19 protein-coding genes and 1 pseudogene are annotated in these 24,107 nt (G+C 72.1%); 6 read left to right on the forward strand and 14 right to left on the reverse strand.

Features of this window, described 5'->3' with window-relative positions:
* Positions 1–36: 36 nt before the first annotated feature.
* The 6 genes from GA0070616_RS22335 to GA0070616_RS22360 form a co-directional block, all read right to left on the reverse strand.
* Positions 37–1,176: an MBL fold metallo-hydrolase gene (locus GA0070616_RS22335; RefSeq protein WP_091086667.1), complete on the reverse strand. Its 1,140-nt coding sequence runs from the start codon at positions 1,174–1,176 to the stop codon at positions 37–39.
* A gap of 182 nt (positions 1,177–1,358) precedes the next feature.
* Complete coding sequence (locus GA0070616_RS22340; protein ID WP_091086669.1) at positions 1,359–2,279, reverse strand: SDR family NAD(P)-dependent oxidoreductase; 921 nt, start codon at positions 2,277–2,279, stop codon at positions 1,359–1,361.
* Positions 2,276–3,460, reverse strand: coding sequence for a zinc-dependent alcohol dehydrogenase (locus tag GA0070616_RS22345; RefSeq protein ID WP_091086672.1), 1,185 nt, complete (start codon positions 3,458–3,460; stop codon positions 2,276–2,278). The genes GA0070616_RS22340 and GA0070616_RS22345 overlap by 4 nt, the downstream gene beginning before the upstream one ends.
* Before the next feature lie 183 nt (positions 3,461–3,643).
* Positions 3,644–4,408, reverse strand: a complete 765-nt coding sequence (locus tag GA0070616_RS22350) for a succinate dehydrogenase/fumarate reductase iron-sulfur subunit (protein WP_091086675.1) — start codon at positions 4,406–4,408, stop codon at positions 3,644–3,646.
* A complete protein-coding gene (locus tag GA0070616_RS22355; protein ID WP_091086678.1) occupies positions 4,405–6,342 on the reverse strand; it encodes a fumarate reductase/succinate dehydrogenase flavoprotein subunit in 1,938 nt (645 codons plus the stop codon). Before GA0070616_RS22355 ends, GA0070616_RS22350 begins: the two co-directional genes overlap by 4 nt.
* 2 nt (positions 6,343–6,344) lie before the next feature.
* Positions 6,345–7,037 (reverse strand): succinate dehydrogenase cytochrome b subunit, encoded by a 693-nt coding sequence (locus GA0070616_RS22360; RefSeq protein ID WP_281188341.1) that lies wholly within the window; start codon positions 7,035–7,037, stop codon positions 6,345–6,347.
* A 77-nt stretch (positions 7,038–7,114) separates the two neighbouring features.
* Here GA0070616_RS22360 and GA0070616_RS22365 point away from each other — a divergent pair, with 77 nt between their 5' ends.
* Positions 7,115–8,044 carry a LysR family transcriptional regulator gene (locus tag GA0070616_RS22365; protein WP_091086687.1) on the forward strand — a complete coding sequence of 310 codons (930 nt, stop codon included), beginning with the start codon at positions 7,115–7,117 and terminating at the stop codon, positions 8,042–8,044.
* Positions 8,045–8,098: 54 nt separating this feature from the next.
* Positions 8,099–9,463 carry an FAD-dependent oxidoreductase gene (locus GA0070616_RS22370; RefSeq protein ID WP_091086690.1) on the forward strand — a complete coding sequence of 455 codons (1,365 nt, stop codon included), beginning with the start codon at positions 8,099–8,101 and terminating at the stop codon, positions 9,461–9,463.
* Here the strand turns inward: GA0070616_RS22370 and hrpA are convergent.
* Positions 9,430–13,499 (reverse strand): annotated as a pseudogene (gene hrpA, locus GA0070616_RS22375) (ATP-dependent RNA helicase HrpA). The gene GA0070616_RS22370 and the pseudogene hrpA overlap by 34 nt on opposite strands.
* Before the next feature lie 282 nt (positions 13,500–13,781).
* Here hrpA and GA0070616_RS22380 point away from each other — a divergent pair.
* The gene (locus GA0070616_RS22380) at positions 13,782–14,180 is read left to right on the forward strand and encodes a cytidine deaminase family protein (protein WP_245712859.1); all 399 of its coding nucleotides are present in this window, start codon (positions 13,782–13,784) and stop codon (positions 14,178–14,180) included.
* Between the two features lie 18 nt (positions 14,181–14,198).
* Here GA0070616_RS22380 and GA0070616_RS22385 read toward each other — a convergent pair whose 3' ends face one another.
* The 4 genes from GA0070616_RS22385 to trmB form a co-directional block, all read right to left on the reverse strand.
* Positions 14,199–14,513 carry a hypothetical protein gene (locus GA0070616_RS22385; protein ID WP_091086700.1) on the reverse strand — a complete coding sequence of 105 codons (315 nt, stop codon included), beginning with the start codon at positions 14,511–14,513 and terminating at the stop codon, positions 14,199–14,201.
* A gap of 135 nt (positions 14,514–14,648) precedes the next feature.
* Positions 14,649–15,293 (reverse strand): hypothetical protein, encoded by a 645-nt coding sequence (locus tag GA0070616_RS22390; protein ID WP_091086704.1) that lies wholly within the window; start codon positions 15,291–15,293, stop codon positions 14,649–14,651.
* 119 nt (positions 15,294–15,412) lie between these two features.
* Positions 15,413–17,917 (reverse strand): DEAD/DEAH box helicase, encoded by a 2,505-nt coding sequence (locus GA0070616_RS22395; protein ID WP_091086709.1) that lies wholly within the window; start codon positions 17,915–17,917, stop codon positions 15,413–15,415.
* A 118-nt stretch (positions 17,918–18,035) separates the two neighbouring features.
* Positions 18,036–18,752 (reverse strand): tRNA (guanosine(46)-N7)-methyltransferase TrmB, encoded by a 717-nt coding sequence (gene trmB, locus GA0070616_RS22400; RefSeq protein WP_091086712.1) that lies wholly within the window; start codon positions 18,750–18,752, stop codon positions 18,036–18,038.
* A 134-nt stretch (positions 18,753–18,886) separates the two neighbouring features.
* On the opposite strand from trmB, the gene GA0070616_RS22405 reads away from it, so the two are divergent.
* Together GA0070616_RS22405 and GA0070616_RS22410 are read left to right on the forward strand one after the other, a co-directional pair.
* A complete protein-coding gene (locus GA0070616_RS22405; protein WP_091091397.1) occupies positions 18,887–19,444 on the forward strand; it encodes a hypothetical protein in 558 nt (185 codons plus the stop codon).
* Positions 19,445–19,452: 8 nt separating this feature from the next.
* Positions 19,453–20,133: a class F sortase gene (locus tag GA0070616_RS22410; RefSeq protein WP_091086716.1), complete on the forward strand. Its 681-nt coding sequence runs from the start codon at positions 19,453–19,455 to the stop codon at positions 20,131–20,133.
* Positions 20,134–20,250: 117 nt separating this feature from the next.
* On the opposite strand, the gene GA0070616_RS22415 is transcribed toward GA0070616_RS22410, so the two are convergent.
* Positions 20,251–21,240, reverse strand: a complete 990-nt coding sequence (locus tag GA0070616_RS22415) for a hypothetical protein (protein ID WP_091086719.1) — start codon at positions 21,238–21,240, stop codon at positions 20,251–20,253.
* Positions 21,241–21,644: 404 nt separating this feature from the next.
* Between GA0070616_RS22415 and GA0070616_RS22420 the strand changes: the two genes are divergently transcribed.
* Positions 21,645–22,856: a LysR family transcriptional regulator gene (locus GA0070616_RS22420; protein WP_175440178.1), complete on the forward strand. Its 1,212-nt coding sequence runs from the start codon at positions 21,645–21,647 to the stop codon at positions 22,854–22,856.
* Positions 22,857–22,997: 141 nt separating this feature from the next.
* On the opposite strand, the gene GA0070616_RS22425 is transcribed toward GA0070616_RS22420, so the two are convergent.
* Together GA0070616_RS22425 and GA0070616_RS22430 are read right to left on the reverse strand one after the other, a co-directional pair.
* On the reverse strand, positions 22,998–23,153 hold the full coding sequence (locus tag GA0070616_RS22425) for a hypothetical protein (RefSeq protein ID WP_281188344.1): 156 nt from the start codon (positions 23,151–23,153) through the stop codon (positions 22,998–23,000).
* A 114-nt stretch (positions 23,154–23,267) separates the two neighbouring features.
* A complete protein-coding gene (locus GA0070616_RS22430) occupies positions 23,268–24,098 on the reverse strand; it encodes a DUF2637 domain-containing protein (RefSeq protein WP_091086727.1) in 831 nt (276 codons plus the stop codon).
* Between the last annotated feature and the right edge of the window lie 9 nt (positions 24,099–24,107).

The following is a 24,107-nucleotide window of genomic DNA, read 5'->3' on the forward strand; positions in this document are numbered from 1 at the left end:
CCTTCAGCCACGGCTGTGCTCACGCCACGGCTGTGCTCACGCCACGGCCTGCCACCAGCCGTCGACCGGCACCGGATCGTCGACCACCACCCGCTCACCCGGTCGGGGCACCGCCAGCCGCACGTCGCGTGCCTTCGCCTCGGCCCACAGCCGGTTCACCGGCTCCGACCAGTCGTGCAGGGCGAGGTTGAACGTCGCCCAGTGCACCGGAATCAGCAGCCCGCCACGCAGGTCCAGGTGGGCGGCGACCGCCTCCTCGGGGAACATGTGGATCGTCGGCCAGGCCCGGTCGTACGCGCCGATCTGCATCAGCGTCACGTCGAACGGGCCGTGCTGCTCGCCGATCTCGGCGTACCCGTCGAAGTAGCCCGAATCGCCGGTGTAGAACACCCGGCGGTGTGCACCCGCCACCACCCAGGAACTCCACAGTGTGCCGTCACGGCGCAGCCCCCGCCCGGAGAAGTGCTGTGCGGCGGTGGCGGTGAGCGCCAGCCCACCCAGGTCGTGGGTCTGGGACCAGTCCAGCTCCACGATCCGGTCCGCCGGCACGCCCCAGCGGTCCAGGTGCGCGCCGACGCCCAGCGGCACCACGAACGGGGCCCGCTGGCGGGCCACCAGCTCCCGTACCGTGGCCATGTCGAGGTGGTCGTAGTGGTCGTGCGAGATCAGGATCGCGTCCACGGTGGGCAGCTCGGCCAGCGTCACCGGCGGCTCGTGCAGCCGTTTCGGGCCGACCAGCGCCGACGGGGAGCACCGCTGGCTCCACACCGGGTCGACCAGCACCCGACGCCCCTCGACCTCGATCAGCGCCGAGGCGTGACCGAACCAGACGACGCTGAGGTCGTGGCTGGTTCCGATGGTCGTGTCCCCTGGGCGCACCAGCGGCACCGCCGCGCTCGGGCGTCGCTTCTGCTTGCCGAAGATCAGCTCGCGGAGCAGGTTGCGACCGGGGTCGGCGACCATGGTGCGGGTGCTCGCCCGGTTGTGGAACGTGCCGTCGCGGAACTGGGGGGATCGGGTGACCCGCTCGGCCCTGGCCCCGGTCAGCCGGCCGCCCAACGCCGCCGGAACGTCCCGGGCCACCCACGCCAGCCCGGCGAGGGCCGCCACCGCGGCGATGCCGCCGATCCGCCCGCCTGACGTCCGCCGCCCCGTGGGCTCCTGCTCCGCCCGCATACCTGTCCTCCCGCCGTGTCCGTGCTCCACCGTAGCCCGCCCTGGGCGGCGGTGACCCGGATGCCCCGACGGGCCCCGACCGCCCGCCGGGTGCGCGAGCGGGACCTGGCGCTCGCGGGCGAAACCCGCCAGGGCGCGGCGAACCCACCGGTCACGGGCGGGACCCGGCGGTCGCGGCGGCCTCAGCCGCCGTCGCCCCAGGGCAGCCGAGATGCTCCGGGCAACCGGGGCAACCGGGGCAACCACCCGCCCCGCACGGCCTCGCCCGTCGGGTTCGGCGTGAAGACCGTGCCGTCGTGCGGCTCCACCGCCTGCCCGGTCAGTCCGCCCCATCGCATCAGTGGGCCGACCAGCAGGTCGTAGACCGTGGGCAGGGCGGTGAAACCGGCCCGCATCAGCAGGTTGATCCGACCCACGGAGACCTCCCGCCGGGGCCGGTCGGCGCAGGCCACGACGGCCCGTGCCACCCGTTGCGGGGTGGCGATCGGCAGCGGTGGGCGCCCCAGTCGACCCAGGTAGTTGGCCGCCTGCTGGTAGACGGGGGTGTCGACGCTGCCGGGGGTCACGAGGCTCACCCGCACGCCGGGGGTGTCGCGGGCCTCCTGCTGCAACGCCCGGACCAACCCCCGCAGCCCCCACTTGCTGGCCACGTACGCGCTCATGTACGGGGCGGTGACGTGCCCCAGCACCGAGCCGATGAGGATCAGGGTGCCGCCGCCGTGGCGGGCGAAGTGTCGCAACGCCACCCGGGCGGAGTTCGCCGCCCCCAGCAGGTCGGTGCGCACCACCTGGTCGAAGACCCGTGGAGGCAGGTCGGTGAACCGGCCGTACGCCATCGTCGCCGCGCTGTGCACCCACACGTCGATGTGGCCGAACCGGTCGAGCGCCGCGGCGGCGAGGGCGTCCAACGCGCCGTCGTCGGTGACGTCGGTCGGCACGGCCAGTGCCTCGACGCCGGCGGCGACGCACTCGTCGCGGACGTCGGCGAGGGTGGCGGGGGACCGGGCGGCGAGGATCAAACGGTCCCCGCGCCCGGCGAACTCCCTGGCCGCCGCCCGTCCGATCCCGCTGGTCGCGCCGGTCAGGACGACCACGCGACTCACGGCGCGAGGACGACCTTGACGCAGCCGTCCTGCTTCTTCTGGAACATCTCGTACGCCTGCGGGGCCTGCTCCAGCGGCACCCGGTGGGTCCGCAGGTCCGCCACGCCCAGTGGGTCGTCGTCGCCGGAGAGCAGCGGCATGATCTCGTCCACCCAGCGCCGCACATGGCACTGCCCCATGCGCAACTGGATGCCCCGGTCGAACATCTCCATCAGCGGCATCGGGTCGACCTCACCGCCGTACACGCCCGAGACGGACACGGTGCCGCCGCGCCGTACGCTCTTGACGGCGGCCTTGAGGGCGGTGAGGCGGTCCACCGCGACCTTGTCGACCAAGGTCTGGGCGAGCTTGTCCGGCAGCAGCCCGACGGCGGCCTGGGCCGCCTTGGCCAGCGGCGCCCCGTGCGACTCCATGCCGACCGCGTCGATCACCGCGTCCGGTCCGCGCCCGTCCACCAGGTCGATCAGGGCACCCGGTACGTCGTCGAGCTGGGAGACGTCGAGCACCTCGATGCCGTGCCGGCGGGCCATCTCCAGGCGCTCCGGCACCAGGTCCAGCCCGATCACCCGGCCCGCGCCCAGGTGCCTGCCGATCCGGGCGCTGAACTGGCCGACCGGGCCGAGCCCGAAGACGGCCAGGGTGCCGCCGGGCGGGGTGTCGGCGTACGTCACCGCCTGCCAGGCGGTGGGCAGGATGTCCGACAGGTACAGCCAGCGCTCGTCGGGGCCGACGTCCGGGACCTTGATCGGGCCGAACTGGGCCTGCGGCACCCGAAGGTACTGCGCCTGCCCGCCGGGCACCGAACCGTACAGCGAGGTGTACCCGAACAGCGCCGCGCCCTTGCCCTCGGAGGTGACCTGGGTGGTCTCGCACTGCGCGTAGAGCTGCCGCTGGCACATCCAGCACGTGCCGCAGGAGATGTTGAACGGGACCACGACGCGATCGCCCGGCTTGAGTCGGGTCACCCCGGTGCCGACCTCCTCGACGACGCCCATCGGTTCGTGGCCGAGCACGTCGCCGGGCTTCAGGTACGGCCCGAGAACCTCGTACAGGTGCAGGTCGGAACCGCAGATCGCGGTGGAGGTGATCCGGACGATCGCATCGGTCGGCTCCTCGATCCGCGGATCGGGCACCTCCTCGACCCGTACGTCCCGTTTGCCCTGCCAGGTGAGTGCCCTCATGCCGGATTCCCCCTCCGTGTGCTGTCCTCCGGGCTCTGCTACCCGGCGACGCCCGGTTGAACCGGCGATCGGGAAACGTGTCGGGCCGCCGGGCAGGTCGGGGCCCCAGCCCCGGTGCCGGCGTCGGGGAGAGAGTGACCGCCCTGCCGGCGGGGCAGGGCGGTCACGTGCGGGTGGGCCGGTTCAGGAGCCGGGGGTGTTGTCGCCCCGCTTCGAGGTGGCCTGGAGGTAGTCGCGGTTGAGCCGGCCGATGGTGGTCAGCGGGATGCCCTTCGGGCAGACCGAGGTGCACTCACCGGCGTTGGTGCAGCCGCCGAAGCCGGCCTCGTCGTGAGCGTCGACCATGCCGACCACCCGGGTGAACCGCTCCGGCTGGCCCTGCGGGAGCAGCGAGAGCTGGGTGATCTTCGCGGCGGTGAAGAGCATGCCGGAACCGTTGGGGCAGGCCGCCACGCAGGCGCCGCAGCCGATGCAGGCGGCCGACTCGAAGGCGGTGTCCGCGTTGGCCTTGGCCACCGGCACGGAGTGCGCCTCCGGGGCGCTGCCGGTCGGGGCGGTGATGTACCCGCCAGCAGCGATGATCTTGTCGAACGCGCCGCGGTTGACCACCAGGTCCTTGATGACCGGGAAGGCCCGGGCCCGCCAGGGTTCGATGTCGATCGTGTCGCCGTCGGAGAACTGTCGCATGTGCAACTGGCAGGCGGTGGTGCCGCGCTGCGGCCCGTGCGCGTCCCCGTTGATCATCAGACCGCACATGCCGCAGATGCCCTCGCGGCAGTCGTGGTCGAACGCGACCGGCTCGTCCCCGTCGAGGATGAGCCGTTCGTTGAGCACGTCGAGCATCTCCAGGAAGGACATGTCGGGGGACACGTCGTCGACCTGGTAGGTCACCATCCGACCCTTGTCCTCGGGACCGGACTGACGCCAGATGCGCAGGGTCAGGTTCACTTGTAGCTCCGCTGCGTGGGGTGGACGTATTCGAAGGTCAGGTCTTCCTTGTGCAGCACGGCAGGCGTACCGGCGGCGGTGTACTCCCACGCCGCGACATAGGCGAACCGTTCGTCGTCGCGCTGCGCCTCGCCGTCGGGGGTCTGGTGCTCGGCCCGGAAGTGACCGCCGCAGGACTCCTCGCGGTGCAGCGCGTCGATGCACATGAGCTCGGCCAGCTCGAAGAAGTCGGCCACCCGGCCGGCCTTCTCCAGCGACTGGTTGAGCCCCTCGCCGGAGCCCGGCACCTTGACCCGCTGCCAGAACTCCTCGCGCAGCGTCCGGATCTCGTCGATCGCCTTGCGGAGGCCGGCGTCACTACGCTCCATGCCGCAGTGCTCCCACATGATCTGGCCCAGCTCCCGGTGGAACGAGTCGACGGTCCGGTCGCCGTCGACTGCCAGGAGCCGCTGGATCCGGTCCTCGACGTCCGCGCGGGCCTCGACCGCCGCCGGATGGCTGGCGTCGACCTTCTCCAACGGCCCGGACGCCAGGTAGTTGGCGATGGTGCTGGGCAGGACGAAGTAGCCGTCGGCGAGTCCCTGCATCAGGGCCGACGCGCCCAGCCGGTTCGCGCCGTGGTCGGAGAAGTTCGCCTCGCCGATCACGAACAGGCCGGGGATGGTCGACTGGAGGTCGTAGTCGACCCACAGGCCACCCATCGTGTAGTGCACGGCGGGGTAGATCCGCATCGGGACCTCGTACGGGTCCTCGCCGGTGATCCGCTCGTACATCTCGAAGAGGTTGCCGTACTTGGCCTCGACGGCCTTGCGGCCGAGCCGCGTGATCGCGTCGGCGAAGTCCAGGTAGACCCCGAGCTTGGTCGCCCCGACGCCGCGGCCCTCGTCGCACACGTTCTTCGCGGCCCGGGAGGCGATGTCGCGGGGCACCAGGTTGCCGAACGAGGGGTAGATCCGCTCCAGGTAGTAGTCCCGCTCGTCCTCGGGAATCTCGCGGGGGTCGCGGTCGTCGCCCTTGGTCTTCGGCACCCACACCCGGCCGTCGTTGCGCAGCGACTCGCTCATCAGGGTCAGCTTCGACTGGTGGTCGCCGGAGACCGGGATGCAGGTCGGGTGGATCTGCGTGTAGCAGGGGTTGGCGAAGTACGCACCCTTGCGGTGCGCCCGCCAGGTGGCCGTGACGTTGCAGCCCTTGGCGTTGGTGGAGAGGTAGAAGACGTTGCCGTACCCGCCGGAGGCCAGCACCACCGCGTCGGCCATCTCGGTGGTGATCTCGCCGGTGACCATGTCCCGCACCACGATGCCGCGGGCCCGGCCGTCGACGACGACCAGCTCCAGCATCTCGTGCCGGGCGTTCATCTCGACGTTGCCCAGGCCGATCTGCCGTTCCAGGGCCTGGTACGCGCCGAGCAGCAGCTGCTGGCCCGTCTGACCGCGGGCGTAGAAGGTGCGCTGCACCTGGGCGCCACCGAAGGAGCGGGTGTCGAGCAGGCCGCCGTACTCGCGGGCGAACGGCACGCCCTGGGCAACGCACTGGTCGATGATGTTCACCGACACCTCGGCCAGCCGGTGCACGTTCGACTCCCGGGAGCGGAAGTCGCCGCCCTTGACGGTGTCGTAGAACAGCCGGTGCACCGAGTCACCGTCGTTGCGGTAGTTCTTGGCGGCGTTGATGCCACCCTGCGCGGCGATCGAGTGCGCGCGGCGGGGGCTGTCCTGGTAGCAGTACGACTTGACCTGGTAGCCCTGCTCGGCGAGGGTCGCGGCGGCGGAGCCGCCGGCCAGGCCGGTACCCACCACGATCACGGTCATCTTGCGGCGGTTGGCCGGGTTGACCAGCTTGGCGGAGAAGCGGCGGCGCTCCCACCGGGTCTCGACGGGGCCGTCGGGGGCCCTGGTGTCGGCGATCGGGTCGCCCTCGGTGAACAGATCCATGGTCAGGACACCAATCCGGTGAGTACGGCGAACGGGACCACCAGGTAGCCGGCGCAGAGCGCGACGGCGAAGCCCAGCGCCACGAGCCGGGCGCGCTGCTCGCCGCGCGGGGTCTGCTGGCCGAGGCTGCGCAGCGCGCTGAAGAGCCCGTGGCGCAGGTGGAAGCCGAGGGTGACGACCGCCAGGGTGTAGAAGAGCGTGACGTACCAGCGCTCCGGGGCGAAGTCGGCGACCACGTTGGCGTACGGGCGGGTCGGGTCGCCGACCGGGTTCAGCGTGCCGGTGGTCAGGTCCAGGATGTGGTAGATCACGAAGAGCAGGATGATCACGCCGCCCCAGCGCATGGTGCGGGCCGCGTAGCTGCCCCGGACCTTCTTGCGGTGCGCGTACCGCACCGGGCGGGCGGCGCGGGCGCGCAGCGCCAGGGCCGTGGCGGCCCAGATGTGACCGAGTACGGCGACCACCAGCCCGATCCGCAGGATCCACAGGCCCCAGACGCCCGGCAGCACGGGGGCCCCCAGCTCGCGCAGCCACTCCGCGTAGTGGTTGAACGACCCGGCGCCCGCGAAGATCTTCAGGTTGCCGAGCATGTGCGCGATGAGGAACAGCACCAGGATGATGCCCGTCACCGCCATGACGGCCTTGAGGCCGACGCTGGAGCGGATGGGCGACCGGGTTCTCGTCGTGACTACCACCTGATCGACGCTAGGAGCACTTTGATCAGTCGTCCAATGCATCGACCTCGCAGTCTTGATAGCCGTAAGCTATCTGGATGCAGCTCCACCAACTCAGGTACTTCGTCGCGGTGGCCGAAGTGCGACATTTCACTCAGGCGGCCGATATCGTCGGCATAACCCAGCCCTCGTTGAGTAAGCAAATTCACGCCCTGGAGGGCACCCTCGGGGCGCCCCTGTTCGAACGGGTAAGGGGCAACATCACCCTCACCGCCGCCGGAAAGGTGCTGCTGCCGCTGGCCACCCGGATCCTCGCCGACGTCGACACCGCCACCCGCGAGGTGCAGGAACTGGTGGGCCTGCGGCGTGGCCGGGTCCGGCTCGGCGCGACCCCCAGCCTCGCCACCTCGCTCGCCCCGCCCGTGCTGCGGCGGTTCCGCGACGCCCACCCCACCATCGACCTGCGGGTCGAGGAGGGCGGCTCCCAGGACCTGGTCCGTGACCTGCTGCACGGCGACCTCGACCTGGCACTGATCATCATGCCGGCGCAGGGCACCGACCCCGGGCTGCGCGCCGACCCGATCCTGCGCGAGAGCCTCGTGGTGGCCTCCGTCGACCCGGTGCCCACCGTCGCGCCCGGCGGCGACCTGCGCATCACCGACCTGCGCGACCAGCCACTGGTGATGTTCCGGGAGGGCTACGACCTGCGCGACGCCACCCTCCAGGCGTGCCGGGACGCCGGCTTCGAACCGACCCTGTCCGTCGACGGCGGCGAGATGGACGCCGTCCTCAGCTTCGTCGAGGCGGGGCTGGGCATCGCCCTGGTACCCGGCATCGTGGTCGCCCGGCGACCCGCCATCCGGGTCACCCGCCTCGCTCCGCCCGGCGTGCGGCGCACCATCGCCGTGGCCCGCCGCCGCGACGCCGTGCCCACCCACGCCGGCCGGGAACTGCGTCGCATCCTGCTCGAGTACGTGCACGAGGCGACCGCCACCGACGACCTCCCGCCCGGCGTCGAACCACTCTGAAGCTGAGCATGCCGGAAGACGACCGCCTGCGCCGCCCCGCCTACGCTTGCGCGCATGACGTCGCAGCGCGCCGTGGTGATCGGCGCCAGCATGGGTGGCCTGCTCACCGCTCGCGTCCTCGCCGAGGTGTACGACGAGGTCCTGCTCGTCGACCGGGACACCGTCCCCGACCAGGCGACCAGCCGCCGGGGCGTCCCACAGGGACGGCAACTGCACGTCCTGCTGGCGCGCGGCCGGCAGGCCCTGGAGGAACTGTTGCCCGGCGTCGGCGGCGAACTGACCGCCCGCGGCGTCCCCACCGTCGACCTGCACGGGCAGGTGCACTGGTACAACGACGGCTTCCCGATGCGCCGTGCCCCGTCGCCGTTGACCGGCTTCGGCGTCAGCCGACCCCTGCTGGAGCAGGTGGTCCGCGCCCGCGTCGCGGCCCTGCCCGGGCTGCGGATCAGGACGGGGTGCGAGGCGACCGGGCTGACCAGCACCGCCGACCGGCGGCGGGTCACCGGCGTACGCCTGCACCCGCGCGACGGCGAGCCGGAGACCGTCGACGCGGACCTCGTGGTGGACGCCGCCGGGCGGGGCACCCGCAGCCCCCGGTGGCTCGCCGAACTGGGTCACCGACCGGCCCCCGAGGAGCAGGTCCGGGTGGACGTGACCTACCTGACCCGCACCTACCACCGGGAACCGCACCACCTCGACGGCCTGCTCGGGACGCTGGCCAACGCGACACCCGGCCGACCGCGCGGGGGCATCGTCGCCGTGCAGGAGAACGACCGTTTCGCGGTGGCCCTCAGCGGCATGCTCGGCGAGGAACCCCCGGCCGACGAGGCGGGCATGGTCGAGTTCGCCGACACCCTCGCCGCGCCACAGATCGCCGAGCTGCTGCGCACCGCCGAGCCGGCCGGGCCGGGGGCCGTCATGCGCTTCCCGGCCAGCGTCCGTCGCCGCTACGAACGGCTGCGCCGCTTCCCCGCCGGCTACCTGGTGGTCGCCGACGCCCTGTGCAGCTTCAACCCCCTGTACGGGCAGGGAATGACCGTGGCCGCGCTGGAGGCGCTGCTGCTGCGCCGGCTACTGGCCCAGCAGGCCCCGGACCGGCTGGCCCGGCGGTTCTTCCGCGGCGCCGCCCGGATCATCGACGGGCCATGGGCCATCTCGGTCGGCACGGATCTGCGCTTCCCCGAGGTGCCCGGTCGCCGGTCGCCGCGGGTGCGGCTGGTCAACGCGTACGTCCACCGGCTGCACGCCGCCGCGACCCGCGACCCGGCGCTCGGCGCGGCTTTCCTGCGGGTGCTCAACCTCGTCGACCCGCCGACCCGGCTGCTCACGCCCGGGGTGCTGCTGCGGGTGCTGCGCGGCCCCCGCCCCGCCGCCGCCCCGCGGGGTCAGCGGCCCTCCGCGTCGTCCATCGCCCGGTAGATGCGCTGCTCCGACACCGGGTACGGGGTGCCCAACGCCTGCGCGAACACGTTCACCCGCAGTTCCTCGATCATCCAGCGGATCTGCCGCACCGCCGCCGACCGCCGCCGCGCCGGCGGCAGTGCGGCCAGCAGGTCGTCGTACTCCTTCTGCACCACCGCGATCCGGTCCTGCTGCTGCTTGTCGCGCGCCGGATTGCCCGGCAGCCGGTCCAGGCGACGCTCGATCGCCGTCAGGTAGCGCAGCAGGTCGGGCAGGCGGGCGTACCCGGCCTCGGTGACGAACCCGGCGTGCACCAGGCCGGACAGCTGGCCGCGGATGTCCGCCAGCGCCGCCACCACCGCCAGGTTCCGGGTCGCGCCGAGCCGCTGCTCCACGGCGTACGCGGCGGCGAGCACCCGGCGCACCCGGTCCATCACCTCCACGATGGTGTCCACGAGGTCGGCGCGGACCCTGTCCCGCAGCGCCGTGAAGCCCTCGGCGTCCCAGGCGGGCCCGCCCGCGTCCGCGATCAGCCTGTCGATCGCCGCCCCCGCCGCGTCCTCGATCAGTGCCTGCACCCCGCCGTGCGGGTTGCGGCTCAACGCCAGCTTCGCCTCGTTGGACAGCCGCCCCTGGAGGAACTTCGCCGGTGACGGCACGGTCAGCCGCAGCAGCCGCCGGGTGCCCGCCCAGTGCGCGGCCTCCTGCTCCGCCGCGGAGTCGAACACCTTCACGCCCACGGTGGCGCCCTCGTCCACCAGCGCCGGGTACGCGGTCACCGCGTACCCGGCCCGCACCTGCTCGATGGTGCGCGGCAGGGTGCCGATGTCCCACTGCGTCAGGCCGGTACGCGCCACGTCCGGCGCGGCGGCGGCCACCACCTGCCGTACCTGGGTGGTGAGCCGGCGTTGCAGGGCCGGCAGGTCCTTGCCCTCGGCGACCGGCTTGTCGTCCTCGCCGAGCACCCGGAAGGTCACCCGCAGGTGCGCGGGGAGCCGCGCGGTGTCCCACGCGTCACGGGGCACGGTGACCCCGGTCATCCGGCGCAACTGCCGGGTCAGCGCGTCGAGCAGGGGCTCCTGCCCCGCCGGCATCGCCGCGAGGGCGGCGCGGGCGAAGTCCGGCACCGGGACGAAGTTGCGCCGGATCGCCTTCGGCAGCGACCGGATCAACGCGATCACGAGGTCCTCGCGCAGGCCGGGCACCTGCCAGTCGAAGCTCTCCGCCGGCACCTGGTTGAGCAGCGGCAGCGGGATGTCGACGGTCACGCCGTCGGTCGGGGTGCCCGGGTCGAACGTGTACGTCAGCGGCAGGGTGACCCCGTCGGCCCGCCACTCGTCCGGGTAGTCGTTCTCGTCGACACCGCCCCGGCCGGCGTTGACCAGCAGCTCACGGGTGAAGGTGAGCAGGTCGGGCCGCTCCCGGCGGGTCTTCTTCCACCAGGCGTCGAAGTGTCGCCCGGAGACCACGTCGGCCGGGATCCGCTCGTCGTAGAACTGGAAGATCGTCTCGTCGTCGACCAGGATGTCCCGCCGCCGGGCCCGGTTCTCCCACTCCTCGACGTCGGCCAGCAGCGCCCGGTTGTCCTGCCAGAAGCGGTGGTGGGTCTGCCAGTCGCCCTCGACCAGAGCGTGCCGGATGAACAGCTCCCGGCTCAGCGCCGGATCGATCCGGCCGAAGTTGACCTTGCGGGAGGTGACCAGCGGGATGCCGTACAGCGTCACCTTCTCGTACGCCATCACCGCCGCCTGTTTCTTCTCCCAGTGCGGCTCGCTGTAGCTGCGCTTGACCAGATGTTGTGCCAGCGGCTCCACCCACTCCGGCTCCACCCGGCCGGCCACCCGGCCCCACAGCCGCGACGTCTCCACCAACTCGGCGGCCATCACCCACCGCGGCGGCTTGCGGAACAGCGCCGAGCCGGGGAACAGGGCGAACCTGGCCCCCGCGCGCCCAGGTACTCGTGCTTCTGCGGATCCTTCATCCCGACGTGGGACAGCAGCCCGGCCAGCAGCGCCTGGTGCACCTTCGGGGTGTCGATCTCTTCCGGCAGGTCCGCGCCGGCCCGCCGGCCCGCACCCCGGCCGGCCTCCGTGCCGGTCGCGGTGTCGCGCGCCGGTCGCCCGCCGCGCCCGCCACCGGATTCCGGGGTACGCAGCACCTGGCGGAGTTGGCTGACGATGTCCTGCCACTCGCGGACCCGCAGGTAGTTGAGGTATTCCGCCCGGCACATCCGGCGGAATGCGCTGGACGACAGGGCGCGCTGCTGCTCGCGCAGGTACCGCCACAGGTTGAGCAGCGCCACGAAGTCGGACTCGGCGTCGGCGAACCGGGCGTGTGCCTGGTCGGCCTGGGCCTGCTTCTCGGCCGGACGCTCCCGCGGGTCCTGGATCGACAGGGCGGCGGCGATCACCATGACCTCGGTGGCGCAGCCGTTGCGTTCGCCCTCCAGAACCATCCGGGCCAGCCGGGGGTCGACCGGCAACTGCGCCAGCCGCCGCCCCAGCGGGGTGAGCCGCTTCGCCGGGTCGGGCTCCGTCGGGTCCAGCGCGCCCAGCTCGTGCAGCAGGTTGACGCCGTCGGATACGTTGCGCCGGTCCGGCGGGTCGACGAACGGGAACGCGGCGATGTCGCCCAACCCGATCGCGGTCATCTGGAGGATGACCGAGGCCAGGTTGGTGCGCAGGATCTCGGGGTCGGTGAACTCCGGCCGGGACAGGAAGTCCTGCTCGTCGTACAACCGGACGCAGATGCCGTCCGAGGTACGCCCGCAGCGGCCCTTGCGCTGGTTGGCCGACGCCTGTGACACCGGCTCGATGGGCAGGCGCTGCACCTTCAACCGGTTCGAGTAGCGGGAGATCCGGGCGGTGCCCGGGTCCACCACGTACTTGATGCCGGGCACGGTCAGCGACGTCTCCGCGACGTTGGTGGCCAACACCACCCGGCGTCCCGGGTGCGGGGCGAAGACCCGGTGCTGCTCGGCGGTGCTGAGCCGGGCGTACAGCGGGAGGATCTCCGTGCCCAGCAGCGACCGTTTCGACTGCACCAGCTTGCTTAGCGCGTCGGCGGTGTCCCGGATCTCCCGCTCGCCGGAGAGGAAGACCAGGATGTCGCCGGGCCCCTCGGCGGCGAGTTCCTCGACCGCGTCGCCGATGGCCTGGATCTGGTCGCGGACGTTCTCCTCGTCGGCCTCCTCGGTCTCCTCGCCGTCGGCCACCTCGACCAGTGGCCGGTAGCGCACCTCCACCGGGTACACGCGCCCGGAGACCTCCACGACCGGCGCCGGCCGACCTTCGGGGTGCTCCTCGGTCGGCGGGCCGGCGAAGTGCCGGGCGAACCGGTCGGTCTCGATCGTCGCCGAGGTGATGACGACCTTCAGGTCGGGTCGGCGGGGGAGCAGCTGCCGAAGGTAGCCGAGGATGAAGTCGATGTTCAGGCTGCGTTCGTGCGCCTCGTCGATGATCAGCGTGTCGTACTGACGCAGCATCCGGTCGGTCTGCAACTCGGCCAGCAGGATGCCGTCGGTCATCAGCTTGACCAGGCTGCGGTCGCTGACCTGGTCGGTGAAGCGCACCTTGTAGCCGACCACGTCGCCCAGCTCGGTGCCCAGTTCCTCGGCGATGCGGTCGGCCACCGTCCGGGCGGCCAGCCGCCGGGGCTGGGTGTGCCCGATCAGCCCGTGCACGCCCCGACCCAGCTCCAGACAGATCTTCGGTAGCTGGGTGGTCTTCCCGGAGCCCGTCTCGCCGGCCACGATGACGACCTGGTGGTCGCGGATGGCGGCGGCGAGGTCGTCCCGCCGGTCGCTGACCGGCAGGCCCGCCGGATAGGTGATCGCCGGGACCGCCGCCCGACGCTGCTCCAGGCGGGCCTCCGCGGCGGCCACGTCGGCCACGATCTCTCCCAGCGCCGCCGCGCGCCGGTCGGGGTCACGCAGCCGGCGCAGCCCGTCGAGCCGTCGGCGCAGGTGGCGCTGGTCGCGGAACAGCAACGGGGAGAGGCGGCGGTGCACCTCGCGGACGGGATCGGCCGCGGCGGGTGTGGCTGGATTCTGCATGGCGTGCCAAGGATAGGCAGGCCGCCGGTCGAGCCGCCTCCTGGTTACCCGCCCGTGCCCGGCCCGTCGGCATCCGGCGGACGGTGCTCGGGTGCTCGGGTGCTCGGGTGGTCCGACGGTCGGTCGGTCCGGCGGTCCGGCGGTCGGTCGGTCCGGCGGTCCGGCGGTCGGTCGGTTCGGCGGTTCGGCGGTCGTCGGGCGGCTGCCGGCGGTCGGGGGCCGATGCTCGGCGGTCTAATGTTGACCGACGGGCCAGGAACGGACACGGGGACGCCGATGACGATGCGTGACACCGATCGGGCGCTGGTGCAGGCCGCCACCGCCGTGGTGAAGCTGCGCTGCCGCAGCGACCGGCACACCGTGGCCACCGCCGCGCGGACGGCCGACGGGCGGGTCTTCACCGGGGTGAACGTCCGCCACGCCAGCGGCGGGGCCTGCGCGGAACTGGTGGCCGTGGGTGCCGCCGCCACCCAGGGCGTCACCGACCTGGAGACGATGGTCACCGTGGGGGACCGGGGGCGGGAGGTGCTTGCGCCGTGTCACCGGTGCCGGCAACTCCTGCGGGACCACTTCCCGTCGCTGCGGTTGATCGTCGGCCCGCTGGACGCGCTGCGCGTCGCGCCGATCGCCGACCTGTCGCCCGGGACGGGTGTGCCCGCCGCCGGGACGCCGACGCCCTGACCGGGGCGACCCGCCTCGTCACCCGCCCGACGGGGGATCCTGGTCGGATTCGGCCCCCGAGCCCCGGCGCTGGCGTAGCCACACCACGCCGCCGGCTGCCGCCCCCAGCACCAACAGGCCGATCTTGAATCCGGTCCGGCCGATGGCGAGGTGGCCGAGGCCGGTGATGACGACCCCGCCCAACCACGACGGGTCGAGAAAGCGCCATCGGTCGGTGTTCCACTCCCAGTCGCGCAGCCACCAGCCGACCGCCACGAGCCCGAGCCCGAGCGCGCCGGCGATCAGCGCCGAGAACAACAGGGTGCGGCGGGACCCGCCGTCAGCGACCGTCATGCCTGAAACGCTAGGCGACCGGCGGGGTGGGACCGTCCAAGGGAGGACGGTCCTGTCACCACCTGTGGGCGTACCCGCAGCCCGGCACGCGGCGTGGAGCCGCGGACCGGGCCGGGGGCCGACCGTTCGCACTGGTCAGGCGGCCGTGGACCAGATGGAGCGGAAGGCGGCGGCCTCGCCGGCGAGCCAGCGTTCGATCTCGTCGGTCTTCGCCCCGGCCGGCGTGCGGTGGGCCTGACCGCGCCGCACGTCGACCAGCACCGGGGTGGCGTGCGGGAGCATCGCGTCCATGTGTCGGGCCATCAGGTGCAGGGTGGCCAGCACCGCCTCCCCGCTCGGCGGCGCCTCGTCGAAGTGCAGCCGCACGGCCTCGGCGTGACCGTCGGCGTACCGGACGCCGAAGTGTGGATTGATCTTGACGGGCAGATCGCCGAGCATGGCGATCGCATCGCGGGTCTGGGCCAGGTCGACGCCGCGGGGCTCGCCGAGGGAACGCAGCCAGGCGGTCGCGCCCGGCACCAGGGCCTGGTAGAGCGGACGCCAGCGGGGCTTGACCACATCGACCACCTGTTCCAGGTGGGTGCCGCCGGTGTGGAAGGCGATGTCGGCCTTCAGCGCCTTGACGAACTGGCCGTGCGGGTTGAAGCCGGAGCGGCTGGCCCGCTGCCGGCGCAGGCCACCGACGAAGGTGGCCTTGGTGGGGCCGGTGCGGTCGACGTAGCGGGTGAAGCCGAGCAGCGTCGCGTACGGCGTGAGGGGGGTGGAGGCGGGCGTGGTCACGGGCTTCCTCCCAGGTCAGGAACCTGATTAGTACATACATTCTAATCGACGGGCCTGACATCGCCCAGGGTAGGAAAGGGGCCGTCCGGGCATCCCGGACGGCCCCTTCGAAGAAGTTCCTACAGCTGCCCGACGTCCGTGATCCGCACGACCGCCGCGCCGGCCTCGTCGGAGGCGGCCAGGTCGACCTCGGCGCTGATGCCCCAGTCGTGGTCGCCGTCGGGGTCGTCGAGGATCTGCCGCACCGTCCAGCGCTCCCGGCCCTGCTCGATCATGAGCAGCGCCGGCCCGCGCGCGTCCGGCCCCACCCCGATCGCGTCGTACGACTCGAAGTACGGCTCCAGCGCGTCGGCCCACGCGTCGGCGTCCCACCCGGACGCGGCATCCAGCTCGCCGAGCAGGTCCCAGCGGCGCAGCGCGGCCAGCTCGACCCGACGGAACAGCGCGTTGCGCACCAGCACCCGGAAAGCTCGGGCGTTGCGGGTGACCGCCGCCGGCCGGTCGTCCAGCGACGAGGCCACGTCCGCCACGTCGGACGGGTTGCGCAGCCGCTCCCACTCGTCGATCAGGCTGGAGTCGACCTGCCGGACCAGCTCGCCCAGCCACTCGATGAGGTCGACCAGCTCCTCGGTCTTGGCGTCCTCGGGAACGGTCTGCCGCAGCGTCTTGTACGCGTCGGCGAGGTACCGCAGCACGAGGCCCTCGGAGCGGGTCAGCGAGTAGAACTGCACGTACTCGGTGAAGGTCATCGCCCGCTCGTACATGTCCCGGACGACGGACTTGGGGGAGAGCTGGTGGTCGGCGACCCACGGGTGGCCCTGCCGGTACATTTCGTACGCCGCGTCCAGCAGCTCCGCGAGGGGCTTGGGCCAGGTGACCTCGTCGAGCAGTTCGAGGCGGGCCTCGTACTCGATGCCCTCGGCCTTCATCGCGGCGACCGCCTCGCCGCGGGCCTTGAACTGCTGGGCGGAGAGCACCTGACGCGGGTCGTCGAGGATCGACTCGATCACCGACAGCACGTCCAACGCGTACGAGGGGGCCTCGACGTCGAGCAGCTCGATCGCGGCGAGGGCCAGTGGCGACAGCGGCTGGTTGAGGGCGAAGTCGAGCTGGAGGTCGACGGTGAGCCGGACCCGCCGGCCGGCCTCGTCCGGTTCGTCGAGCTGCTCGACGACGCCACCGGCCTTCAGTGCCCGGTAGATCGCGATGGCCCGGCGGATGTGCCGGCGCTGGGCGGCGCGGTCCTCGTGGTTGTCGGTGAGCAGGTGCCGCATCGAGGCGAACGCGTCGCCGGGGCGGCCGATGACGTTGAGCAGCATCGAGTGGCTGACCTGGAAGCTGGAGGTCAGCGGCTCCGGTTCGGCCTCGACCAGGCGCTGGAAGGTCGGCTCGCCCCAGCCGATCGAACCCTCCGGCGGCTTCTTCTTGACGACCTTGCGGCGCTTGCGCGGGTCGTCGCCGGCCTTGGCCAGGGCCTTCTCGTTGTCGATGACGTGCTCGGGTGCCTGCACCACCACCCGGCCGAGGGTGTCGAACCCGGCTCGGCCGGCCCGCCCGGCGATCTGGTGGAACTCGCGGGCCTTGAGCAGCCGGGTCCGGACGCCGTCGTACTTGGACAGGCCGGTGAACAGCACCGTGCGGATCGGCACGTTGATGCCGACGCCGAGCGTGTCGGTGCCGCAGATGACCTTGAGGAGGCCGGCCTGGGCGAGGGTCTCCACCAGGCGGCGGTACTTGGGCAGCATGCCCGCGTGGTGCACCCCGATGCCGTGCCGGACCAGTCGGGACAGGGTCTTGCCGAAGCCGGAGGTGAACCGGAAGTTCCCGATCGCGGTGGCGATCATGTCCTTCTCGGCCCGGGTGCAGACGTTGACGCTCATCAGCGCCTGCGCGCGTTCCAGCGCGGCGGCCTGGGTGAAGTGCACGACGTACACCGGGGCCTGCTTGGTCTGCAGGAGTTCCTCCAGGGTCTCGTGCAGCGGCGTCATCGCGTACGAGAAGAGCAGCGGGACCGGCCGCTCGGCCGAGCGGACGACGGCGGTCGGCCGGCCGGTGCGCCGGGTCAGGTCGTCGACGAAGCGGGTGGTGTCGCCGAGCGTGGCCGACATCAGCACGAACTGCGCCTGCGGCAGCTCGATCAGCGGCACCTGCCACGCCCAGCCCCGGTCCGGCTCGGCATAGAAGTGGAACTCGTCCATGATCACCTGGCCGACGTCGGCCCGCGTGCCCTCGCGCAGCGCCAGGTTCGCCAGGATCTCCGCCGTGCAGCAGATGATCGGGGCGTCGGCGTTGACGCTGGCGTCGCCGGTGAGCATGCCGACGTTCTCCGCCCCGAACACCTCGCACAGGGCGAAGAACTTCTCCGACACCAGCGCCTTGATCGGCGCGGTGTAGAAGGTGGTGCGGTCGTCGGCCAGCGCCGTGAAGTGCGCCGCGATCGCCACCAGGCTCTTGCCGGAACCGGTCGGCGTATTCATGATCACGTTGGCGCCGGAGACGATCTCGATGACCGCCTCCTCCTGGTGGGAGTAGAGGTCGAGGCCGCGCTCGGACGCCCAGCCGGCGAACGCGTCGAACAGGGTGTCGGGGTCGGCGCTCTTCGGCAGCGCGGCGGTGAGAGTCATGGCGCCCCCATCGTGCCTGGCGCACACCCTTACGCGCCAACCCGTCCGCCGCCTGTCGACCGGGGCGGGCTCGTCGGCGGCGCCGGCACCGGGCGGTGCGCCGGCACGCCGCGCCGGATCAGGCGCGGCGGTAGATCAGATCCGCGACGGGCCGCCCCGCGACGATCGCCCGACGCTCGAACTTGGTGACCGGACGGTGCGGGGGGCGGGAGGCGAAGCCCTCGTGGGTGGCGACCAGGCCCGGATCGGCGTCCAGGGTCATGCGCATCGCCGTGGCGTACTCGGCCCAGTCGGTGGCGCAGTGCAGGACCCCGCCCGCGGCGAGCCGGGAGCGCAGCAGTGCCACGTGCCGGGGTTGGACGATCCGCCGCTTGTGGTGACGGGACTTCGGCCACGGGTCGGGAAAGAACACGTGCACCGCGTCCAGCGACCCGGGCGGCAGGCCCGCGACCAGGTCCAACGCGTCCCCCTCGGCGACCCGGACGTTGGTCAGGGCCCGGCGTTCGGCGAGGTCCAACAGGTTCGCGATTCCCGGGGTGTGCACCTCGACCGCCAGATAGTCTCGACCCGGGTCGGCGGCGGCCATCGCGACGGTCGTGTCACCCATTCCGGAACCGATCTCCAACACCACCGGTGCCCGGCGGCCGAACAGCCCGGCCAGGTCGACAGGTGCGGCGTCGCCGCCCGGCACGGTCAGCCCGTGCAGCGGCCAGAGCCGCGCCAACGCGTCGGTCTGCCGGGTCGTCATCCGGCCGCGGCGCGGGTGGAAGGTGCGGATCGGCCGCGCGGGGTGCGACGCGCGGACGGCGGTGGGGCTCGGGTCGGTGGAGGTCACAGCAAACCGAGCGTACGCCACGGCCGGAGCCGATCGGATGTGATGTACGACGAGGGGTGGGAGAATCCACCCCGTACGGCAGACCGGGCGTCCGGGCGGCGTCCGGCCACAGCTCCGGCGCGCCGGAAGGGGGCATCGTGCCAGTGACCCGCGTACGCCTGGCGCTGACGGCGGCCGCCCTGCTCACCGGTCCGCTCGTCGCCGCCGCGCTGCCCGTGGCCCCGGCGCTGGCCGGCGCCGCACGGTTCGCGGCCCCCGCCGCGCAGCCCGTCCCCGGGCCGAACGTCTTCGTCGAGGTGAGCCCCAGCATGGTGGAGCCCGGCTACCTGGTCGGCCTGCGGGCCAGTTGCCGGGACAACTCCGTCGGCGCGACGGTCGTGTCGGACGCCTTCGGCCGGGTGGCCGTCTATCCGCAGCGCGGGCTGCTGACCGGCACCGCCCAGGTGCACGAGCGGACCCTGCCGGGCAACTACCGGGTCAAGCTGGAATGCCGCGGCGGGGAGACGGCCTCGACCATGGTGCAGGTGGTCCGCCAGGTGAAGCCGAGCCGGGGCCCGGCGACCGGGTTCGGCGGCGCGGCCGGCGGGGTCACCGGCGGCCTGCTCGTACCCGGCGGACTGGCGTTGACCATCACCGGCGTGGTGCTCGGCGTGGCGGCCTCGCGCCGGTCCCGGGGCGCGGCCAGGGGCTGAGGGGCCACATGGACACCTCCCGAACCCCGGCTCCGGGCGTGGCCGCGCGACGACGGCGGGAGGGTGGGCGCAGCCCCTGGTCGGTGCCGCTGGCCGTGTTGCTGGTGCTGGTCGGCGTCTTCGCCACCGGGGCGGGCCTCGGCCGCTCGGTCGGCCCACTGGACTGGGCGGCCTCCGGCGGCCACCGGGCGCAGACCGGCGGTTCGGGCGGGGCGGGCACGATGGCCGCGAGCCGACCGGTGAGCCTCGCGGTGCCGGCGATCGACGTACGCGCTCCGGTCGCCCCGGTGGGGCAGGCCCGGGACGGCTCGATCGCCGTCCCGCCGTTGGAGCGGCATCACGAGACCGGCTGGTACGACCGGGGGCCGACCCCGGGCGAGCCAGGCTGGGCGGTGATCGTGGGGCACGTGGACACCAGGAGCGGGCCGTCGGTCTTCCACGACCTGGGCCGGTTGCGCCCCGGGGACCCGATCGAGGTCACCCGGGCCGACGGATCGGTCGTGGTGTTCAGCGTCGACTCGGTGGAGCACTTCCCCAAGGACCGGCTCCCCGCCGAGCGCGTGTACGGCGACGAGGGTCCGCCCGGCCTCCGCCTGATCACCTGCGGCGGTGACTGGGTCGGTGGAGGCACCGGCTACGCCGACAACGTCATCGCCTTCGCCAGCCTGCTCTCCTCGCGCGCTCCCTGAGCGTCTCCCACCTGCCGCCATCGCGGACTGGTTCGGCATCGATGGTGACAGGTGACAGTGACAGACGAACGATGGGTCCGGGCAGTTCGCCCGGACCCATCAGGTACACGTGCGGGGTCAGCTGACGTAGTTGCCGAAGTAGCCCCGGCTGTCACCGTTGCCGTAGACCACCTGGGTCGAGGTCCGGTAGGCCCGGTCGGCGGTGAACCAGCTCACGATCGGCAACTCGGCGGTCTTCCAGGTGGTCGACAACTGGGTGAAGAACCGGCCGTCGGGTTGGTTGTTCCAGGTGCGGTAGCCAGCCAGAGGAGGGCTCGTGCTCACGTGCTCCATGCCGAACGCCTCACCGAGAACGGTCAGGCGGATGTTCTGGACGACCGCCGGGTTCGGCGCTCCTCCGGAGCGCTTGAACACCTTGGAGTTGTGGTAGCAGAAGTCGGTCTTCATGTCGTAGCGCGCTACTTCACGGTAGCTGCCGAGGAAGGCAGCCAGGATTGGGAACGTGTAGGTGGCGATCTTGCAGGGTGCGTAGATGGTGCCTCCGGCGGAGGCGATCGGTGCGCTGCCGCGCGGGTCGTCGGCGATGTACTTGGAGGTCGTGCCCGCAACGAACGTGACGCTGTTGCACGGGTCGTTGACGAACCGCCAGTAGTTGTCACCGGTCAGGCCGAAACTGCTCGCGAGGCTTCTGGCCTGCGCCCTGCTCAGGTTGGTGGAGCCCCCGCAGTTGTGTGAGGTGGGGGAGGTGATGGTGACCGTCACGGTGTAGCCGTACCCGGAGTTGTCGCTGTAGAGGCTGTCGCCGAAGAAAAAGGCGAGCGTGCCCCAGGTCGTGGCGGTCTTGGCGACCGGGGCGCCGTAGGTGAAGTCCGTGGTGCCGATCCTCGAGTGCAGGCCCTCGCCCGGCGTCCGGTTCGACGGCCGGCCGCTGTAGAAGTAGCAGAGGCCGGACGCGCTCACCGAGACCTTTTCATTCTTGTAGACCTTCAGGCCGGTGCTCTTCACATTGCCGAAGCAGTCGACGACGCCGGTCCAGGTACGGGTGATGGCGTTGGCGGCAGCGGGCTTCGCCGCCGGCAGCGCCACCGCCACGACGAGCGTGGACAAGAGCCCCAGAATCGCGAGGGCCGCAATTCTGCCACTCAGCCTTCCTGACATGGAGGATCCCTTCGGAGATGTGGGAGGGTTCGCCACCGGCTCGGTCGAGCCTCGGCGGCACCGGGATGGAACTACCGGAGTGGTGATTCAACAAGTGCCGGGCCGGACGCTCTGACTATTTGCCGGCGTCACCTGCTGCCAGATTTATTGGAGCAGATCCCGGTTGCTCGGAGGGAATACCAAAGAGGTGCGGCGCCCATACCAACCGTGGTGGCGCCGGGCCGGGCCGGCCTTGCCGGGGGCGCATGGCCGCTCGGTGCCCGGGGCGGCAAACGGATCAGCGCCCTCCGCCCGGTCGGACCCCGCTCCGAGTGGGTGGAGGGCGCAGGCCGCTCGGCATACAGTCTCCAGTCGTGGACAGTGGGGATCTGCGGCTGCTGCTCGGGGTGGCGGAGGGCGTTGACGTACCGGCCCTCGCGGAGGACCTGGGAGTGAGTGCGACCACGGTGCGTCGGCGACTCAGGCGCCTGTGCGGTCCGGGGGCAGCCGGATGGCTGCGGTACTCCGAAACGGATGGCTACGCGGTGACCGATCGGGGCCAGGCCGCAGTGGGCCCGGCCAAGAAGGCGGTCACAGCCCTGGACCGGATCGCCGGGTCCCTCGGCGTCGACGAGGTGTCACTGGCCCACGTCGAGCTGATCATGGCGGTGGTCGCGGCCGGGTCGATAAGTAGGGCCGCCCGTCGACTGCAGCTGCCACAGTCCTCGGTCAGTGCCAAGGTGTCCCGCGTCGAGGAACGGTGGGCAACCACGCTGTTCGTCCGGGATCCGACCGGGGTGCTCTGTACGGCGCCGCTGGCCAAACTGCTGCCGCAGATGGCTCTGCTTGAGCAGGCGGTCGCCCGGTTGTCCAGGAGCCGGCCGGGTGACGTTCCGGACGGACCCGTGACCGTGCCGGGTTTCGAACTGGCCGTCGAAATAGGGTTCCTGGGCCTCATCGACGCGCTTTCCGCGGATGGTCTGAACGTTCGCCAGCATGTCATCGACATACCCAACCGAGTGTGGACCCGGGCGATGTGTCAGGCCGACATCTGTATCTATCTGGATCTTCCGATGGTTCGCCTGCCGGTGCCCGCCGACCACGAGACCACCGTCGCGTTCGCCGACCCGGTGTACGCCTTCCTCCCGGCGGGACTCGCCGCCGGGCGGTCGTCGGTGGGGCTGGGCGAGCTGGCAGACCAGGACTGGATCACCGGTGCGGTGGGTAGCCGCAACCACAGTTCGGTACTGGCACTGTGCCGGGCGGCGGGCTTCGAACCCGCGGTGAAGTTCACCTCTCCCCACACCATGTACGCCCGGCGCCTCCTCGAGGCTGGCCTCGCGGTCGCCCTGACCAGCGCGACCTTCGCCCCTGGTCCGGCCGTGCACGCGGTGCGACTGGCCGAGGACGTCGAGGTGCGGGTGACCGTCGGCTGGCGACGCGGCGGTACCGCGACGGACGTCGCCCACCGGATCGTCCACTGGCTGCGCAACTCCCACGTCCGCCGCCTCTCCGACATCCGTCCGGAACTCCTCGCCGAGATGCGGGCCGATCCCGACCGCTGGCCCCACCTCGTCGAGGTGTGACGGTGGCGCGGCTGATCGCCGGGTAGCATGCGCGCGTTATGTCGGGACCAGCGGTGGTCTCGGGGTCAGCCCCGGATCGACGCGGCCCGCTCCGGGTCGGGGCGGTTGTCGGCGTGGTGGTGCGACGCCGGGGCGGAGGATCTAGCTCCGGTCGCGAGCGGGAGTGACCTGTTGGACGACCTCGAACTCCAGGAGGGTGGCTCCGGAGGCGACCGGGGGACGCTGCTGTTCACCGGGCGCGGAGGCGTGGGCGGCGCGGGACGGGCCGCTGGCCCAGGCCTGGTACGCCTCCTCCAACTCCCGCCCATGCGGCGGTAGTCCGCCCAGGGCTCTGTACGTCGCCCGGTCACAGCGAACGTCCAACGCGAGCCGGCCCCGCTCCCAGGCAGGGAACGGGGCCGGCGGGGTGGGTCAGCTCGGCTGCGTGGTCAGCACCCGCAGCTTCGGCGGGTCGGCCGGCTTCGGGGCGGTCGCGGCGAGCGCATCGCGCAGCGTCCGGCGCGGGACACCGATCAGCTCAGCGATATTCGCCTGCGACCGGGCGGGGTTCTCGGCGTTGAACGCCTCGGCGCGACGGCGGATCTCCGGGTACCGGTTCGGGTCGCCGGGCTCGGGCAGGGGAGCGAAGTTGTTGAGCGCGGTCACCATGCGCGGGTCAGTCGGGGCCTCGGGCTCCGGGGCCTCGTCCTGCCCGCTGTGTGAGTTGCTGACGGGCTCTACCGGCTCGGGGGTGGCGTCGGCTGGGGCTGGCTCGACGATGGGCTGAGCATTCGTCTCAGCGGGCACGCGAAGCTCTTCGGCCCACTCGTCCCAATCGGCCTCGGTGGGCGACTCCTCGGCAACCCGCCCGCGCTTGTTCGCAGTCAGGATCAGCGCCGCCGAGCAGACCGCGAGCAGTCCGTCTACCGCCAGCGGCCCGTACGCGACGGTCACCGGATCCTCCCCGTAATGCTCGAACAGCCCCGACATGTGCCGGTAGGACACCACTGCGGCGACCAGGGCCACACCGCCGACGCCAACGAACCGCAGCGCGGCGTACCCGATACCGCGCGGGAACACCACCCGCGCCAACACCTCGATACCGACGAAGAGCAGCACAGGCCAGGCGACGGAGAAGACCACCTTCAGCCACGACGGGTCACCAGCGATGTAGGAATGGGCGACGTTCGCGGCGATCGACAGCGCGCCGCCGAGGATCGCGCCGAAGTAGGCCCAGCCGCGGCCGGTGGGGGTGGGAGACATGGGGAGTCC

Origin of the sequence: Micromonospora nigra (assembly GCF_900091585.1) — a bacterium.
GTDB lineage: Bacteria > Actinomycetota > Actinomycetes > Mycobacteriales > Micromonosporaceae > Micromonospora > Micromonospora nigra.

What these genes read in the sequence shown, in the direction of transcription:
- GA0070616_RS22365 (WP_091086687.1), top strand. Translation starts at nt 7,115, where the DNA reads ATGCAGCTCCACCAACTCAGGTACTTCGTCGCGGTGGCCGAAGTGCGA.
- GA0070616_RS22345 (WP_091086672.1), bottom strand. Translation starts at nt 3,460, where the DNA reads ATGAGGGCACTCACCTGGCAGGGCAAACGGGACGTACGGGTCGAGGAG.
- GA0070616_RS22385 (WP_091086700.1), bottom strand. Translation starts at nt 14,513, where the DNA reads ATGACGGTCGCTGACGGCGGGTCCCGCCGCACCCTGTTGTTCTCGGCG.
- GA0070616_RS22410 (WP_091086716.1), top strand. Translation starts at nt 19,453, where the DNA reads ATGGACACCTCCCGAACCCCGGCTCCGGGCGTGGCCGCGCGACGACGG.
- GA0070616_RS22395 (WP_091086709.1), bottom strand. Translation starts at nt 17,917, where the DNA reads ATGACTCTCACCGCCGCGCTGCCGAAGAGCGCCGACCCCGACACCCTG.
- GA0070616_RS22380 (WP_245712859.1), top strand. Translation starts at nt 13,782, where the DNA reads ATGCGTGACACCGATCGGGCGCTGGTGCAGGCCGCCACCGCCGTGGTG.
- GA0070616_RS22430 (WP_091086727.1), bottom strand. Translation starts at nt 24,098, where the DNA reads ATGTCTCCCACCCCCACCGGCCGCGGCTGGGCCTACTTCGGCGCGATC.
- GA0070616_RS22355 (WP_091086678.1), bottom strand. Translation starts at nt 6,342, where the DNA reads ATGGATCTGTTCACCGAGGGCGACCCGATCGCCGACACCAGGGCCCCC.
- GA0070616_RS22335 (WP_091086667.1), bottom strand. Translation starts at nt 1,176, where the DNA reads ATGCGGGCGGAGCAGGAGCCCACGGGGCGGCGGACGTCAGGCGGGCGG.
- GA0070616_RS22370 (WP_091086690.1), top strand. Translation starts at nt 8,099, where the DNA reads ATGACGTCGCAGCGCGCCGTGGTGATCGGCGCCAGCATGGGTGGCCTG.